Source organism: Ruegeria sp. AM9 (genome assembly GCF_056540565.1).
Window position 1 is genome coordinate 212,962 of record NZ_JBQFWY010000002.1, and the last position, 14,153, is coordinate 227,114.

A 14,153-nucleotide genomic window follows, 5' to 3' on the forward strand; every position below is an offset into this window, starting at 1 on the left:
CACGTCGGGGGGGAAGCCCTAGCGAGGCCGGGATCGCCAGCCACCACGCCGTTTCGGTGCCTGCGCCGATTGCAGCCCTTCGGCCAGCACCTGAGTCATCGGGTGATCAGCCTCTTGCGCGGCGTAGACCGCGTGCAGCTCGGTCAGGGCCTGCTTTTGGTCGCGCTCGGCCGGCAGGCTCAGCGCCCAGTCCAGAAAGATGCTGCGGCATTCGGGCAGCGTGATGCCGTCGATGCGATAAGCCTCTCGGATCAGGCCCTTGTGATCATTCGGATCGTCACTGCGCGGCATCTTTCCCCTCCTCGATCACGCTGCCGATGATCCCGGCGGCGGTGGTATACCCGTCCTGCAAGGCGGCCTGAAGCTGTTCGACCTGTTCGAACCCGGTAGCGCGGCACAGGAAGGCCGCGCCGCCCTCGCCGATCTTGTCGGCCTCGATCACCTTGCCCGACAGCAGCCGGGCCGCGCATTGCACCGACCAGCATAGATCGTAGCAGTCCCTGAGCGTCTGTGCCTGAGCGACGTCCAGCAATCCGGCAGCGACAGCCCCCTGCAGCCCGGACTGCACGTCGCGCTGCGCAACGCCCGACAGCAACGCCCCGGTTTCCGCCACCAGTTCGATATCCATCATCCGGCCCGGACCGTTCTTGGCATCCCATATCCCGGCCGGAGTTTTGGCCGCCGCCAGACGGACGCGCATCTCGGCCACCTGGCGCAGGACTTTTTCACGGTCTTCGGGCTGTTTCAGAAAATCAACGCGGAAGGTCTCGATATCCTGTGCCAGCCCTGCGTCTCCGGCCACCACGCGGGCGCGGGTCAGGGCCAGATGCTCCCACACCCAGGCTTCGTTCCGCTGATAGTTGGTGAAGCTGGCCCAACTGGTCGCCACCGGCCCCTGATTGCCCGAGGGGCGCAGGCGCATGTCGACCTCATAGAGCCGCCCTTGCGACATCGGCGCCGACAGCGCCGTGATCAGCGCCTGCGTGAACCGGGCGTAATAGGTGCGCGTGGCCAGAGGGCGCGGACCGTCGGACATATCCTGATCTTGCGGGTCGTAGATCACGATCATGTCGAGATCGGACTGCGAGTTGATCCGCCCTGCCCCGATCGAGCCCATACCCAACACCGCTGCGCCACGTCCTGGCGCGGGGCCGTGTTTCTTGGCGAATTGTTCGACGACACAGGGCAGGATCGCGGCGATCACTGCGCTGGCCAGTTCGGCATATTGCTGCCCGGCCTGCGATCCGTCGATCAACCCGCGCAGGTGGTGAACCCCGATGCGAAAATGCCATTCCTTGCACCAGCGGCGGGCGTAATCCAGCTGCGTTTCATAGTCCGCCTCCTGCTGTAACGCCTGTGACAGTTCGGCCTGCAAGATTGCCTGCCCCGGCCAGTCATTGAAGAAACTGCCGCCAATCACGGCGTCAAACACGGCGGCATTGCGCGACAGATGTCCCGCCAGCGCGTGCGACGTCCCCACGATGTCCACCAACAGGTCGATCAGGTGTGGGTTGGCGTCGAACAGGGAAAACAGCTGCACTCCGGCGGGCAGACCTGACAGGAACCCGTCCAGCGCCATCAGCGCCTCCTCCGGCTTCGCTGTTTTCGACAGGCGCGACAGCAGTTCGGGTTTCAGCCGTTCGAAAATCCGCGCGCCCCGCTGCGAGCGCAGCGCCGGATAGGTGGGCCAGCGCGCCAGAACGCTTTGGTCGAATTCAGCCTCTTTGGCCGGAGCCGGGGTCGAGGAGCCGGGCGCGAAGAACCCTTCGGTCAACTCATGCACCTCGGTCAGACGGTGGGTCAACTCGGCGGTCAGCGCGGTGCTGTCGATGCCCATCAGACAAGCGACGCGGTCGATCCCGTCCTGCGATTGAGGCACCTTGTGGGTCTGCGAGTCATGGACCATCTGGATGCGGTGCTCGACCTCACGATGGGCGCGGTAATGTTCGGTAAGCTTGTCGGCGACCTCCTGCGGCACCCACCCCTTTTCGGCCAGCGCGGCCAGACCGGGCACCGTGCCGCGAACACGCAGATCGGGGTCGCGGCCTCCGGCGATCAACTGGCGGGTCTGGGTGAAGAACTCGATCTCACGGATGCCACCCTGCCCCAGCTTCATGTCATGGCCCGGAATGGTCAGCGCCCCCCCAGTGCCCTTGTTCTCGCGAATGCGCAGGCGCATGTCATGGGCGTCCTGAATGGCGGCGAAGTCCAAATGGCGGCGCCAGACGAAGGGGCGCAGGGTATCCAGAAAGCGTTGACCCGCGGCCAGATCGCCAGCGCAAGGGCGTGCCTTGATATAAGCGGCGCGTTCCCAGGTGCGGCCAAGGCTTTCATAGTACCGCTCGGCCGCCTCAGCCGCCATGCAGACCGGAGTCACGGCAGGATCGGGGCGCAGGCGCAGGTCGGTGCGGAAGACATAGCCATCAGCGGTCTTGTCGCTGAGCGTGGCGCAGAAATTGCGCGTCGCCCGCACCATGCCTTGCCGTGCGTCGTAGAAATCATCCGGGTCAAAGAGGGTTTCATCGAACAGCACGATCAGGTCGATATCCGAGCTGTAGTTCAGCTCATGCGCACCCATCTTACCCATCGCCAGAATGATCATCCCGGCGGCGGTCTCGACGTCATCCGGTCCCATGCCGGGCAGCTTCCCACGCCGGATCAGTGCCGCGATCTCGGCCTTGGCGGCCACATCCGCCGCCAGCGCTCCAAAATCCGTCAGCGCCGCCGTGACCTTCTCCAACGGCCACGCCCCAGCCAGATCGGCCAGTGCGGTCAGCAGCGCCATTTGCCGTTTCGCCTGCCGCAGGCCCGGTTTCAATTGATCCGGCGGCAGAGCTTTTGCCGCAGCCATGACATCAGCCAGCGCCTGATCCGGCTGCTGCAAGGCCTGCGGCAACCAATCACGTTCGCGCTCGATCAGACCTTTCAGATAGGGGCTGGACCCTGCCGCCCCGGCGATCAGTTCCCCCTGTTCGGTCGTGAGGCCGGAAACTGCATTCAGCGCCTCATCACCCAACGCGACATCAAAGGCACGCGGAACGCGGTGGATGGTCAGCGGGCCGGTCATTTTGCCTCCAACGGTGTATCCTGGCTGAAACTGTTGACCCAGACACCCAGTCGGCGCTCCCAAAGAGAGGAGATCAGCATCGCCTCCCACCCCTCTGATCCGGGGCGCTGATAGTCTGCGCGATAGGTCAGCAACACGATGTTCGGAGTCAGAATTCGCAGTTTTGTCTCGCTCAACTCATACCGGGCCATGGTCGGCGCATCGGCAAACTGGCCGACATGATCGTCGCGATTGGCAAAACCGGTGGGGTACACCCCCAGGAAATCCGCACTCAGCAGCGCCCGGTCGGCCGAGGCATTGCCATCAACCAGCGCAGCCCAAACCTGCTTTTCCAGATTGAGAATTTCGTCCAGCGCCGGAGGTGTCGTGTCGTCAGTATTTTGCATGTGCGAAACCTGCGCCTGATCCGGAGTGAGGTCAACCGAAGAACGCGTCGGCACACCCAATGTAAATCTTTTTCACATCGACCCCTTGCAACAGGCCGCACGCTCCCCATCTTAAAAATGTGAAAACAATTTACATCAACCCCGGAGACCACAAATGACTGCACTTTCCGACCACGCCGTCCCTGAAAACCCGGGATGGCTTTCCCGAGCCGAAGCCTGGATGGATGACAAGGGCAAAGGGGCCTGGATCGCCGCCATGGTTCTTGGGTTCATCTTCTTCTGGCCCGTTGGCCTGGCCCTTCTGGCCTACATGATCTGGAGCAAACGCATGTTCAGCAAATCCTGCAGCCGCCGCAAATCCTGGCACAGCCACATGAGCGCCATGAAACCCTCGGGCAACAGCGCGTTTGACGCCTACAAGGCTGACACCCTGGCGCGGCTGGAGCGCGAGCAGCAAGATTTCGAGGCCTTCCTGCGTCGCCTGCGCGAAGCCAAGGACAAGGCCGAATTCGACCAGTTCATGGACGAACGCGCCCGCGAAAACCGCGATGAGGCCGAAAACGGCGAACCCGCCTGATCCAACCTTGCCCTGTCCCGGATTTCGGGACAGGGTCCCCTTATCAACGACGCGGATTACATTGAATGACCCACCTGCCCGATCCAGACAGCCAACCCGAATTCTATCAGTCGGTGGCAACCAAACGCTTTGTCGCATGGCTCTTTGACATCGCCTTAATCTCGCTGCTGTGCATCGTGCCGGTTTTCCTGACACTCGGCGCGGGGCTGTTCTTTCTGCCGCTGATCTACGGCGTCATCAGTTTCGTTTACCGCGTCGTCACAATTGCCAACGGATCGGCAACGCTGGGGATGCGTTTCATGGGTATCGAATTGCGCGACGCCTTTGGCGCCCGGATGGATACGGGCAAGGCCGTGGCCCATACCGCAGGGTATTTTGTCAGCATGGCGTTCTTTGTGGTCCAGATCATCTCGGTCATCATGATGCTGACCAGCGCGCGCTGTCAGGGCCTGACCGATGCGTTCCTGGGCACCGTCATGATCAACCAGCGGGCATAATGATCAGCCAATTGAATCACTTGGCGGCTCAGGGAACCGTTGTTATCATCCTATCTCAGGAAACACGGAACCTTCATGCGACACACGCTGCCAATCGCGCCGCAATTCTATGTGACGGCCCCCCAGCCCTGCCCCTACCTTGAGGGCAGGATGGAGCGTAAGCTGTTCACCGCCCTACAGGGCGAAGGCGCCGATCAGCTGAACAATTCCCTGTCGCAACAAGGGTTTCGCCGGTCGCAGAACGTACTCTACCGCCCCTCCTGCACCGATTGCGCCGCCTGCCTGTCAGCCCGGATCGACGTTTCGGCCTTTCGCCTGAGCAAAAGCCAGAAACGCGCCGCCAAGCGCAACGCCTACCTGCGCCGCCGGGCAAATTCGCCCTGGGCAACGGATGAACAATACGAACTGTTCCGCCGCTATCTGGATACCCGCCACGCCGATGGCGGCATGGCTGACATGGACGTGTTCGAGTTCGCTGCGATGATCGAGGAAACCCCGATCCGCAGCCGCGTGGTGGAATACGCCGACCCCGAAACCGGAAACCTGATCGCCGTCAGCCTGACCGATGTTCTGGATGACGGGCTGAGCATGGTCTACTCCTTCTATGACCCGGAGCAGCCGCAAAACTCTCTGGGTACCTATATGATCCTCGACCACATCGACATCGCGCGCGAGGCCGGACTGCCTTACGTCTATCTCGGCTATTGGGTGCCCGGCAGCCCCAAGATGGGATACAAGGCGCGCTTTTCCGGCCTCGAGGCCTACATTCAGGGCAACTGGAACCGCGTCGACAATCCGGCTGCACTGGCGGACGCCAGTCATCACCCCTTGTCCACGGCCCCGATCGCCGAACAGGTCGCAGGCATCCAACTGCCCGACCGCCACCCGACCAAGGGCTGACTCCCATGCGCCAGAGCCTTTTTGCCGTCACCCTTGTGGTGCCGGATTACGATGCCGCCATCGCGTTCTACACCGGGACACTGAACTTCACCCTGACACAGGACATTGATCTGGGTGGCGGCAAACGTTGGGTGCTGGTGACGCCTCCGGGTTCAGCCGGTGCCTCACTGTTGCTGGCCCGGGCTGACGGCCCGAACCAGATCGCCGCCGTCGGCAACCAGACCGGAGGTCGCGTCGGCTTCTTCCTGCAAACCGATGACTTCGACCGCGACCACCGCGAAATGCGCGCCAGAGGGGTCCATTTCGAAGAAGACCCGCGACACGAACCCTACGGCACGGTCGCTGTCTGGCGCGACCCGTTCGGCAATCGCTGGGACCTGATCCAGTTCACCTGATCCGCTCTTCATCTGGCCAAAAATATCTCGGGGTTGAATTGGCCGCAGGCCAAGAAGGGGCTGGCCCCTTCCCCAAGGCAGCAAAGCAAAGGGGGCCATACGGCCCCCTTTTCCATTTGGTCATGCAACAGATCATTTCGGGATCAGATCCGGCACAATGGTCACAATCGACGGGAAGAACCACAGGATCGCAATCCCCACCACCTGAATGATCACAAAGGGCACGATGCCGCGATAGATATGGCCCGTCGTCACCTCTTTCGGCGCAACGCCCCGCAGGTAGAACAGCGCAAAGCCGAACGGTGGCGTCAGGAACGAGGTCTGCAGGTTCACCGCCACCATGATCGTCACCCATTTCGGATCGAACGACCCGCCATAGATCACCGGGCCCACGATGGGGATCACGATGTAGATGATCTCAAGGAAATCCAGCACGAAGCCCAGGAAGAACAGCACCAGCATCACGATCAGGAAGACCGTGAACTCGTTGTCAAAACTCTTGAGGAATTGCTGGATATAGTGCTCACCGCCGAACGAGATCACCACCAGGTTCAACAGCTGCGACCCGATCAGGATGGTAAAGACCATCGAGGTCACCTTGGCCGTCTCGCGCACCACAGGGGTCAGAACCCCGCTGGAGAACAGGACCCAGCAGGCGTAGATCAGGCCGAACAGCGCATACAGATACGCCGCATAAGCCAGAACAAACGCAATCCAGGTCTCGACCGTGACGCTACCCTGATTGACGCGCAGGTCGAAGTTCACGCCCAGAACCAGACAGATGATGACAGCAAAGGTCGACCAGATGATCACCTTGCCCGAGCGCTCCTGATCCTGCAGCTTGCGATAGGCCGCCAGCATGATCGCTCCGCCCGCCCCCAGCGCAGCCGCCGGTGTCGGGTTGGTGACGCCGCCGAGGATCGAGCCGAGCACCGCGATGATCAGAACCAGCGGCGGAAAGACCACCCGGATCAGGTCATTGGTTGAACATCGGATCGCCGCCTCTTTGGCCCCGTAGATCGCCAGTGCAAACGGCAGCGCCAGCAACAGGAACGTGGCCCCGGATGAGGTCGTAGGCGCGATCAGCACCAAATCAACCAGCAGCATCAGCAAAAGGCCAATGGTCCCGAGGATCAGCGGCTGCGGCGATTTCGACGGTGCGATACCGCGCCCCATCAGCAAGGTCAGACCCAGCAGCACCACAACCACGGCGACGCCATTGCCAATCGGAGCAGCCGCCGCAATCTTGGCTTCCTGCGCTGCGGCCAGTTCTTCCTCGTTCAGGCGGGTGGATGCGGCCGCTCCACCAGCGGCGTCAATGGCCTCTTGCTCGGCCACGGCCTGATCCCAGGCGGACTGACCGTGCAGTTCGATCATCGATGCCTGACATTCCGCGGACACGTTGGTGCGCAACGAGGCACCAGCGCCGATATCCGAGAAGGCGGACACGTTGATGTTCTGGCTGCCAATCACACCCGCACTGCCCAGCATGACCACGCCGACGATCAGCGCGACCGGAGCACCCAACAGCCAGGTCAGGCCTTCGGCGCGGGTGATCGGCTCACCACTGCCGCCCGAAATCTCGACCGCCGGGGCCTTTTCGGGGTTCAGCAGCGCATAACCAAAGGCATAGAGCGCATAGAGCAAGGCCAGCATGATCCCCGGCAGCAGCGCCGCCTGAAACAGCGTGCCCACCGAGACCACCGCAGGCTCACCCAGATAGGTCAGCGCGTCGGTACATCCGGCATCAACCGCGCGGGTTTCCTGCGCAGTGGAATAGAGGTCTCCGGCCAGCGTACCCAGCAGAACGATCACGATCGAGGGCGGAATGATCTGCCCCAGCGTACCCGAGGCCGCAATTACACCGGTCGCCAGCTCCGGCGAATAGTTGTTCCGCAGCATGGTCGGCAGCGCCAGCAAGCCCATGGTCACCACAGTCGCGCCGACGATCCCGGTCGAGGCCGCCAGAAACGCCCCAACAACCACGATCGACACGGCCAGACCACCCGGCAGCGGGCCAAAGACACGCGCCATTGTGGTCAGCAGATCGTTGGCGATTTTGGAACGTTCCAGCGTGATCCCCATCAGCACGAACATCAGCACGGCCAGCAGGGTCTCGATGGATTGACCGGCCAGAACACGCTCGTTGATACGGTTCACGATGAACGAAACATTGCGGTCCAGCGCGGTTTCCCAGCCCTGCACAAAGACCGGCTCGGCGATCCTGGGTAAGTCCGGGTATCGGAACGTGGACACGGTATCGGGTTTGACCCCGGAATTGACCAGATCCCGATAGGCTTGTGATCCGGTGTCAATCGCCTGATGGATCAGCAGACCGGCACTGTCCAGCGCCGCGATGATCCCGAAGGAAATGATACCCGCGCCGCCAATGGCAAACGCCACCGGAAAACCGGAAAGGATGCCCCCGAAAAGGCATAGAAATACGATAATGAGGCCTATCTCGACGCCATCAAGTCCGAATAGCATTGTCTTGGTCTCCGTCCTTAATGTGCGCCTTCGTAGGCTTCTTCGCCCTCGCCAAGGCTGTCCTTGTCGAGGTATTTTCCAACGCTGTCGGGTCCTTCCACGTATTCCAGATACGACCGGTACAGGAAGGCAATCGCGTGCAGGAACACCATGGCTGCAAAGCAGACCAGCAGGATTTTGAACAGGAAATAGGCGTTGAACCCGTTCGGGCTGAACCCGATGGTTTCCACGTTCCAACGCAGCGCGCGGGACTTCGCGATCAATCGATCCAGCGCGTCACTGGCCGAGGGTTTCGGCACGATCAGATGCCGCCACATGAAGTACCAGCCATACATCCAGGTCAGCACGGCGATGGGCATCATGAACAACAACGATCCCAGCATATCGACCACGCGCTTGGCCCGGTGGCTGATCCCGGCATAGACCAGATCAACCCGCACATGACCGCCCTGAACGAAGGTATAGGTGCAGCACAGGCAGACGACCATGGCGTTATATAGCTTCAGCTCTTCCGCGTACCAGCTGATGTCCTGACTGAACGGGATACCCAGACCAAATGACATATCCGGCCGGGCGAACACCCGCTGCATGAACACGATAACGATCTGTTGGATCACCATCAGCAGTCCCGCCCAGGCAAAGAAGCGCCCGGTCGTGTTGGCGAACCCTTCAAGAACCCGCACCATCCCCCACATGAAGCTGCGGTAATACAGGCCGATGGCCGTCAGCACCAGAAACAGGGTGAACACCACAAAGAAGAACTCGACCGATCCGCCATAGTAGACAAAGCGCATGATCGCTTCTTTGTCCGACCAGTTCAGCCAGAGCTGCGGATGCGTGATGGCGTATCCGAAATTATAGAAGGCTTCGGCAATGTTCTGAACGAACCACACCAGTCCGTTCCACAGGGCGCCGAAGAACGAGATACCGTTATCGTCCTGCATGTTGTCCCCAGGTCGTATCGGTTGCACTGCTGTTTATCGCGGATTTGTCCGAACCGCGCATGTGCAACGGGAAAGGTTTCCCCGCGCAACGCGGGGAAACCGTTTGATCTTAAGGCTGATGCTTAGCCAAGAACTCGGTCGCGCTGTGTGGTATAGGCACCCTCGGAAATCGACAGCCACCCCGAGGTGTTTTTAATCGCATCCCTCACACTGTCGTGAATCTTGGCGAATAGTTCATCACTGCGATATTCTTCCATAACAGCAACCGTTTCCGCCCCGAAGGCATCCCAAACACTATCAGGGAACTCAAGGATCTCGACTCCCGCGGACCGCAAGCGGCCAAGCGCCGGACCGTTATTTGACAAGAATTGCGCATAGTTCCATTGATTGGTTTCAGCCGTTGCACAACTGATGATGGCCTGATGAGCAGCCGAGAGACCATCGAAGACTTCGCGGTTTACAGCGCAAGACAGCCCAACACCAGGTTCGTGGAAACCACCGGTATAATACTTCTTCGTGATCTCGAAAAACCCTTGCTTTTCGTCAGCCCAGGGACCAATCCATTCCGTCCCGTCAATCGCACCCGAGGACAAAGCTTGGTACACTTCCGAACCCGGGATGTTTTGCACAGACGCGCCCAAGCGACCTAGAACTTCGCCGCCTAGTCCCGGCATACGGAACTTGAGGCCATTAAAATCCTCAGGACCGTTTATATCCTTTGAGAACCAACCGCCTGCCTGTGCGCCAGTATTGCCGGCAACAAAAGACTTCAATCCGAAAATTTCGCCAAGTTCATCGTGAAGCTCATGTCCACCTTGCTGGTAATACCATGTATTGAATTCTTGAGTGGTCATACCAAACGGAACACCGGTGAAGAAGGCATAGCCGGGATGCTGCCCAACATAATAGTAGTCCGCTGAGTGATACATATCAGCCTGCCCCGCGCTAACGGCGTCAAACACTTCAAACGGGCCGACCAGTTCACCACCTGCCTTGATGTCCACGCTCAGCGAGCCATCCGACATCGCAGCTACCGAATCCGCTACACGTTGTGCGGCATCGAAAACGCCAGCTTGCCCCCGCCCCCAAGTTGTCACCATGGTCAGTGTGCGCTTGCCCTGCGCATAAGCCGGAGCTGCCAGCGTGGTGGCAGCAGCTGCCGAGCCGCCCAGAGCAGATGTTTTTAGAAATGAACGACGATCCATATGAGTGTTCCTCCCCTACATATTCAAAACCCGGACAGAGTCCGGGTGCAGTCGTTATCAGTGTGCGTCAGCTTAAACAGCGGATATTGAATGTGAATACCAACAACTACGTAGAGGGTTGGGTTTTTGAAAGCGAGACAGGTCAATTCCGTGAAAAATCCCTTTGACCCCCGACCTCTCAGGCCGCATCTGCATCTGATTGCCCAAAGATTTTGCAATTTTCCGCAGTCTTGCGTATCGATTCGACCATGAGGGGATACCGGAACCTGATTTCGCTGACCTACGGCCAGAAACTGTCGTTGGTTGCTGCCATTCCGCTGGTTGTGGCGGTGGCAGCAATCGCGGTGCTGGTGACCCATGAATCCCGCGCCACGGCTGAGCGCGAGATACAGGCGTTGGAACGTCGCCTGATCGAGGCCAAGAAAGAAGAGCTGAAGAACTATGTCACGCAGGCCCGAAACGGGTTTGCCTATATCTACGGGCGCGCTTCCCCGGATGACGCGGTTGCAAAAAACCTCGTGACGCAAATCCTGTCGGCGATGATCTACGGAAAAGACGGGTTCTTTTTTGTCTATGACTATGACGGCACCAATCTGGTCAGCCCCCGCCAGACCGAATTCATCAATCGCAACTGGGAAGGCCTGACGGACAGCGACGGCACCCCGATTGTGGACGAACTCATCAGCCTAGCCCGGCAAGGCGCCGGATGGCACAGTTTCATGTGGCAGAAACCCTCGACCGGGGAAGAGGCGCAGATGATCGCCTATGTCGTTGGTTTGCAGGACTGGCGATGGGCCGTTGGCACCGGCGTGTTCATCGACGATATCGTCGCCACTGTCGCCAACGCCCGCGCCGAGGTCGAAGCCCGCGTGCAGCGCACCTTCATGTATATCGGCGGCATCGTTCTGGCCGCGGTGCTGATCGTTTTTGCCTCGGGCATGTTGCTGAATGTCCGCGAGCGGCGGCTGGCGGATGCCAAGCTCAAGGAACTGACCCAGCGCGTATTCGATGCGCAGGAAGAAGAGCGTGGCCGCGTGGCGCGCGAACTGCATGACGGGATCAGCCAGATCCTCGTCGGTGTGCGCTACGCGTTGGACAATACACGACGACGGCTGGATCGCGGCGATGACGATGGTGCCCGTGCTCCCTTGGATAAAGGCATCGACCATCTCGGCACCGCCATCACCGAGGTCCGCCGCATCAGCCGCGACCTGCGCCCCGGTGTCCTGGACGATCTGGGCCTCGGCCCTGCCCTGAAAACGCTGACCGACGATTTCCGCGAACGCACCGGGATCGAGACCGAGTTCACAACGGTGGTGTTCCGAAACCGGCTGGATCAGGACAGCAAGATCGCCCTCTATCGCATTGCGCAAGAGGCCCTGACGAATATCGAACGCCACTCTGGCGCAACCCGTGTTAACATCGACCTGCGCGGTCACAAAAAGGGCGCCACGATGCGCATCACCGATAACGGTCGGGGCCTGCCCAACGGACAGGACCAGACCAGCGCCGGGATCGGCCTGCGCAACATGCAGGAACGCATCGAACAGCTTGACGGTTCCCTACGCATTCTGTCATCACGCGGCCCGCGTGGCGGCACCGTGATCGAGGCCAGCCTGCCGCTCAGCCACCTGCTCCCGCCGCGGGAGGATTCATCTCCGAACCGAAAGGCCGGTACATGACAGTCCGAGTTCTCATTGTAGACGATCACCCGATGGTGGCCGAAGGGATTCAGTCGATCCTGGAAAGCTATCCCGACATCGCTGTGGTTGGCACGCTCGGCACCGGTCAGGAGGCTGTAGATCGGGTCGCCGATCTGTGCCCCGATGTCATCCTCATGGATCTGAACATGCCCGGTCTGGGTGGCCTCAGCGCAACCGAAATGATCCTCGAGCGCCTGCCCGACACCCGTATTCTGATCCTGTCGATGCATGACAGCCCGGAATACATCTCGACCGCACTCAGCCATGGCGCCAAAGGATATGTGCTGAAGGACGTCCCCACGGATGAGATCAAGCAGGCCATCGACGTGGTGATGCGCGGCGAGCAATACCTGTGCACCGGGGCAAGCGGATCGCTGGAACCCAAGAAAGACAGCGCACGCGAAGCTTTGACGGGCCGCGAACAAACCATCCTGCTGGAACTGGCACAGGGCAAATCGAACAAAGAGGTCGCGCTGGCACTGGAAATCTCGGTGCGCACGGTGGAAACCCACCGCAAGAACATCAAACGCAAGCTGGGGATATCATCCACCGCCGGCCTGACCCGCTACGCTCTTGAACATGGGGTGCTGCAAGGCACCAGCCCCGGTTTCTAAGCGCACCCGCAGCGCGGCACGCGCTGCCCGGCCCAACCGGCGGAGATGCGCCGCAGGCGCATCGACAACGGGCGGGAGGGCCTACCCTCTCGGACGGATGTCCTGACCGAAAAACACCAACGTGCCGTCCTCGTCGATGACATGGAACTCGCGCTGCTGGTAGGGCTGATCGAAGGGCGGACGTACACGCCCCTCGGGCAGGTCCGCCAAACCCGGATGCAGGCTCTCAAACAACGCGTCGATCCCGTCCACATCGATGTAAAACGACTGATCATCCCCCAGCGGCAGACCGTCCTTGCGGGGTGGGCATTCCAATAACCGGATGGCCACGGAGCCCAAAGACAGAAAAGCATAATTGTCCTGCCGGAACCCGCAGGAGAACCCCAACCGGTCACAATAGAAATCTATCTGCTTCTGCAGGGAAGAGCACAAAACAAAAGGCGTAAGCTGCAAAGTCTGAGGCACCAGTCCCTCCGGCCGCTGAATAACACAGCCACAGCCTAACACACCTCAGTCCAGCAACTGGTCCTTTCTCAGCCCTTCCCGTTCGTGATGACGCGGCAGCACCCGCCCATAAAGTTGCTGTGTGCGTTCGACACTGCCGCACATCCCCTCGGCCTCGACAAACGAGAAAATCCCGACGTAACGGCTGCGCGTACCCTCTACCGGGGCCACCCTGTGCAGCGCGTAGCGCCCTTTGAATATCTGCAGGTCACCCGGTTGCAACTCCAGTTCCCGCACCCGCGACATGTTCCCATCCAGAACGGACGCCACTTCCTTGAAGTTCTCATCCTCGGCGGTTCTCAGGTTCGGGACATATTCAAAGGTGCCACCGGTCTCACCGTTCTGGATGGCCAGCGTCACCGTGTAGTTGTTGGTGTCGAAATGCCAGGGAAAGCCCTGCCCCTTTTCCACCACGTTGATGATCACATCGGCCAGCGGATCGTCATAGCGAAAGAACCGGTCTTCGCTTTCGTTCAGGGCGTCGCGGATGAACGGCATGAAGCCTTCGAACTCATAGATACGACGCAACGGGCCGGTTGGCGGAAAGCTGTCCGCCGGAACAAAAGCGTTCGAGCGGTCGTAAAAACGGCGGATCGGGTGGCCGATCCCAAAGCTCGGGTCATCCTTGGTGAAATAGGGGTTGGTGCGATTGAAAGACCGGTGCGCCCGGGGTGCGACAGCGTCGGCCTCGTTGACCAGCACCTCAAGCCCCGCCTCATGGGCAAATCCCGGCAAAACCGCGCACCCGTCCTCGTCCAGTTCCCGCCGCAAATCCGCAATCATCTGGTCGTATGCGCGCGAGCCCGGACAATCGATGGGATACCGACCAAGATCAACCAAATCCGCCAACATGAACCGCCTCCGTGACCGCAAC

General features: G+C 60.4%; 14 protein-coding genes. 6 read left to right on the forward strand and 8 right to left on the reverse strand.

Annotated elements, in window-relative coordinates:
- Positions 1-18: 18 nt before the first annotated feature.
- From ACR0DO_RS05905 to ACR0DO_RS05915, 3 genes are read right to left on the reverse strand one after another with little or no spacing between them, the layout of a single operon-like run.
- Entirely contained in the window at positions 19-291 is a 273-nt protein-coding gene (locus ACR0DO_RS05905) for a hypothetical protein (RefSeq protein ID WP_170443478.1), read from the reverse strand.
- Positions 278-3,067 carry a [protein-PII] uridylyltransferase family protein gene (locus tag ACR0DO_RS05910; RefSeq protein WP_480557159.1) on the reverse strand — a complete coding sequence of 930 codons (2,790 nt, stop codon included), beginning with the start codon at positions 3,065-3,067 and terminating at the stop codon, positions 278-280. Before ACR0DO_RS05910 ends, ACR0DO_RS05905 begins: the two co-directional genes overlap by 14 nt.
- The gene (locus tag ACR0DO_RS05915; protein ID WP_480557160.1) at positions 3,064-3,453 is read right to left on the reverse strand and encodes a DUF4440 domain-containing protein; all 390 of its coding nucleotides are present in this window, start codon (positions 3,451-3,453) and stop codon (positions 3,064-3,066) included. Before ACR0DO_RS05915 ends, ACR0DO_RS05910 begins: the two co-directional genes overlap by 4 nt.
- A 154-nt stretch (positions 3,454-3,607) precedes the next feature.
- Between ACR0DO_RS05915 and ACR0DO_RS05920 the strand changes: the two genes are divergently transcribed.
- The 4 genes from ACR0DO_RS05920 (at position 3,608) to ACR0DO_RS05935 (ending at position 5,822) form a co-directional block, all read left to right on the forward strand.
- Positions 3,608-4,030 carry a DUF2852 domain-containing protein gene (locus ACR0DO_RS05920; RefSeq protein WP_480557161.1) on the forward strand — a complete coding sequence of 141 codons (423 nt, stop codon included), beginning with the start codon at positions 3,608-3,610 and terminating at the stop codon, positions 4,028-4,030.
- A gap of 65 nt (positions 4,031-4,095) precedes the next feature.
- Complete coding sequence (locus tag ACR0DO_RS05925) at positions 4,096-4,527, forward strand: RDD family protein (protein WP_170671863.1); 432 nt, start codon at positions 4,096-4,098, stop codon at positions 4,525-4,527.
- A gap of 75 nt (positions 4,528-4,602) precedes the next feature.
- On the forward strand, positions 4,603-5,427 hold the full coding sequence (locus tag ACR0DO_RS05930) for an arginyltransferase (RefSeq protein ID WP_480557162.1): 825 nt from the start codon (positions 4,603-4,605) through the stop codon (positions 5,425-5,427).
- Positions 5,428-5,432: 5 nt separating this feature from the next.
- On the forward strand, positions 5,433-5,822 hold the full coding sequence (locus ACR0DO_RS05935) for a VOC family protein (protein WP_480557163.1): 390 nt from the start codon (positions 5,433-5,435) through the stop codon (positions 5,820-5,822).
- 132 nt (positions 5,823-5,954) lie between these two features.
- Here ACR0DO_RS05935 and ACR0DO_RS05940 read toward each other — a convergent pair whose 3' ends face one another.
- The 3 genes from ACR0DO_RS05940 to ACR0DO_RS05950 form a co-directional block, all read right to left on the reverse strand.
- Positions 5,955-8,309, reverse strand: a complete 2,355-nt coding sequence (locus tag ACR0DO_RS05940; RefSeq protein ID WP_480557164.1) for a TRAP transporter large permease subunit — start codon at positions 8,307-8,309, stop codon at positions 5,955-5,957.
- Between the two features lie 17 nt (positions 8,310-8,326).
- Positions 8,327-9,253, reverse strand: coding sequence for a TRAP transporter small permease subunit (locus tag ACR0DO_RS05945; protein ID WP_480557165.1), 927 nt, complete (start codon positions 9,251-9,253; stop codon positions 8,327-8,329).
- Between the two features lie 122 nt (positions 9,254-9,375).
- Complete coding sequence (locus tag ACR0DO_RS05950) at positions 9,376-10,458, reverse strand: TRAP transporter substrate-binding protein (protein WP_480557166.1); 1,083 nt, start codon at positions 10,456-10,458, stop codon at positions 9,376-9,378.
- Between the two features lie 248 nt (positions 10,459-10,706).
- Between ACR0DO_RS05950 and ACR0DO_RS05955 the strand changes: the two genes are divergently transcribed.
- Together ACR0DO_RS05955 and ACR0DO_RS05960 are read left to right on the forward strand one after the other, a co-directional pair.
- On the forward strand, positions 10,707-12,140 hold the full coding sequence (locus ACR0DO_RS05955) for a cache domain-containing protein (protein ID WP_480557167.1): 1,434 nt from the start codon (positions 10,707-10,709) through the stop codon (positions 12,138-12,140).
- A complete protein-coding gene (locus tag ACR0DO_RS05960) occupies positions 12,137-12,775 on the forward strand; it encodes a response regulator transcription factor (RefSeq protein WP_480557168.1) in 639 nt (212 codons plus the stop codon). The genes ACR0DO_RS05955 and ACR0DO_RS05960 overlap by 4 nt, the downstream gene beginning before the upstream one ends.
- An 81-nt stretch (positions 12,776-12,856) precedes the next feature.
- On the opposite strand, the gene ACR0DO_RS05965 is transcribed toward ACR0DO_RS05960, so the two are convergent.
- A complete protein-coding gene (locus tag ACR0DO_RS05965) occupies positions 12,857-13,282 on the reverse strand; it encodes a bleomycin resistance protein (RefSeq protein WP_480557169.1) in 426 nt (141 codons plus the stop codon).
- 3 nt (positions 13,283-13,285) lie between these two features.
- Positions 13,286-14,131, reverse strand: coding sequence for a HalD/BesD family halogenase (locus tag ACR0DO_RS05970; RefSeq protein ID WP_480557170.1), 846 nt, complete (start codon positions 14,129-14,131; stop codon positions 13,286-13,288).
- Between the last annotated feature and the right edge of the window lie 22 nt (positions 14,132-14,153).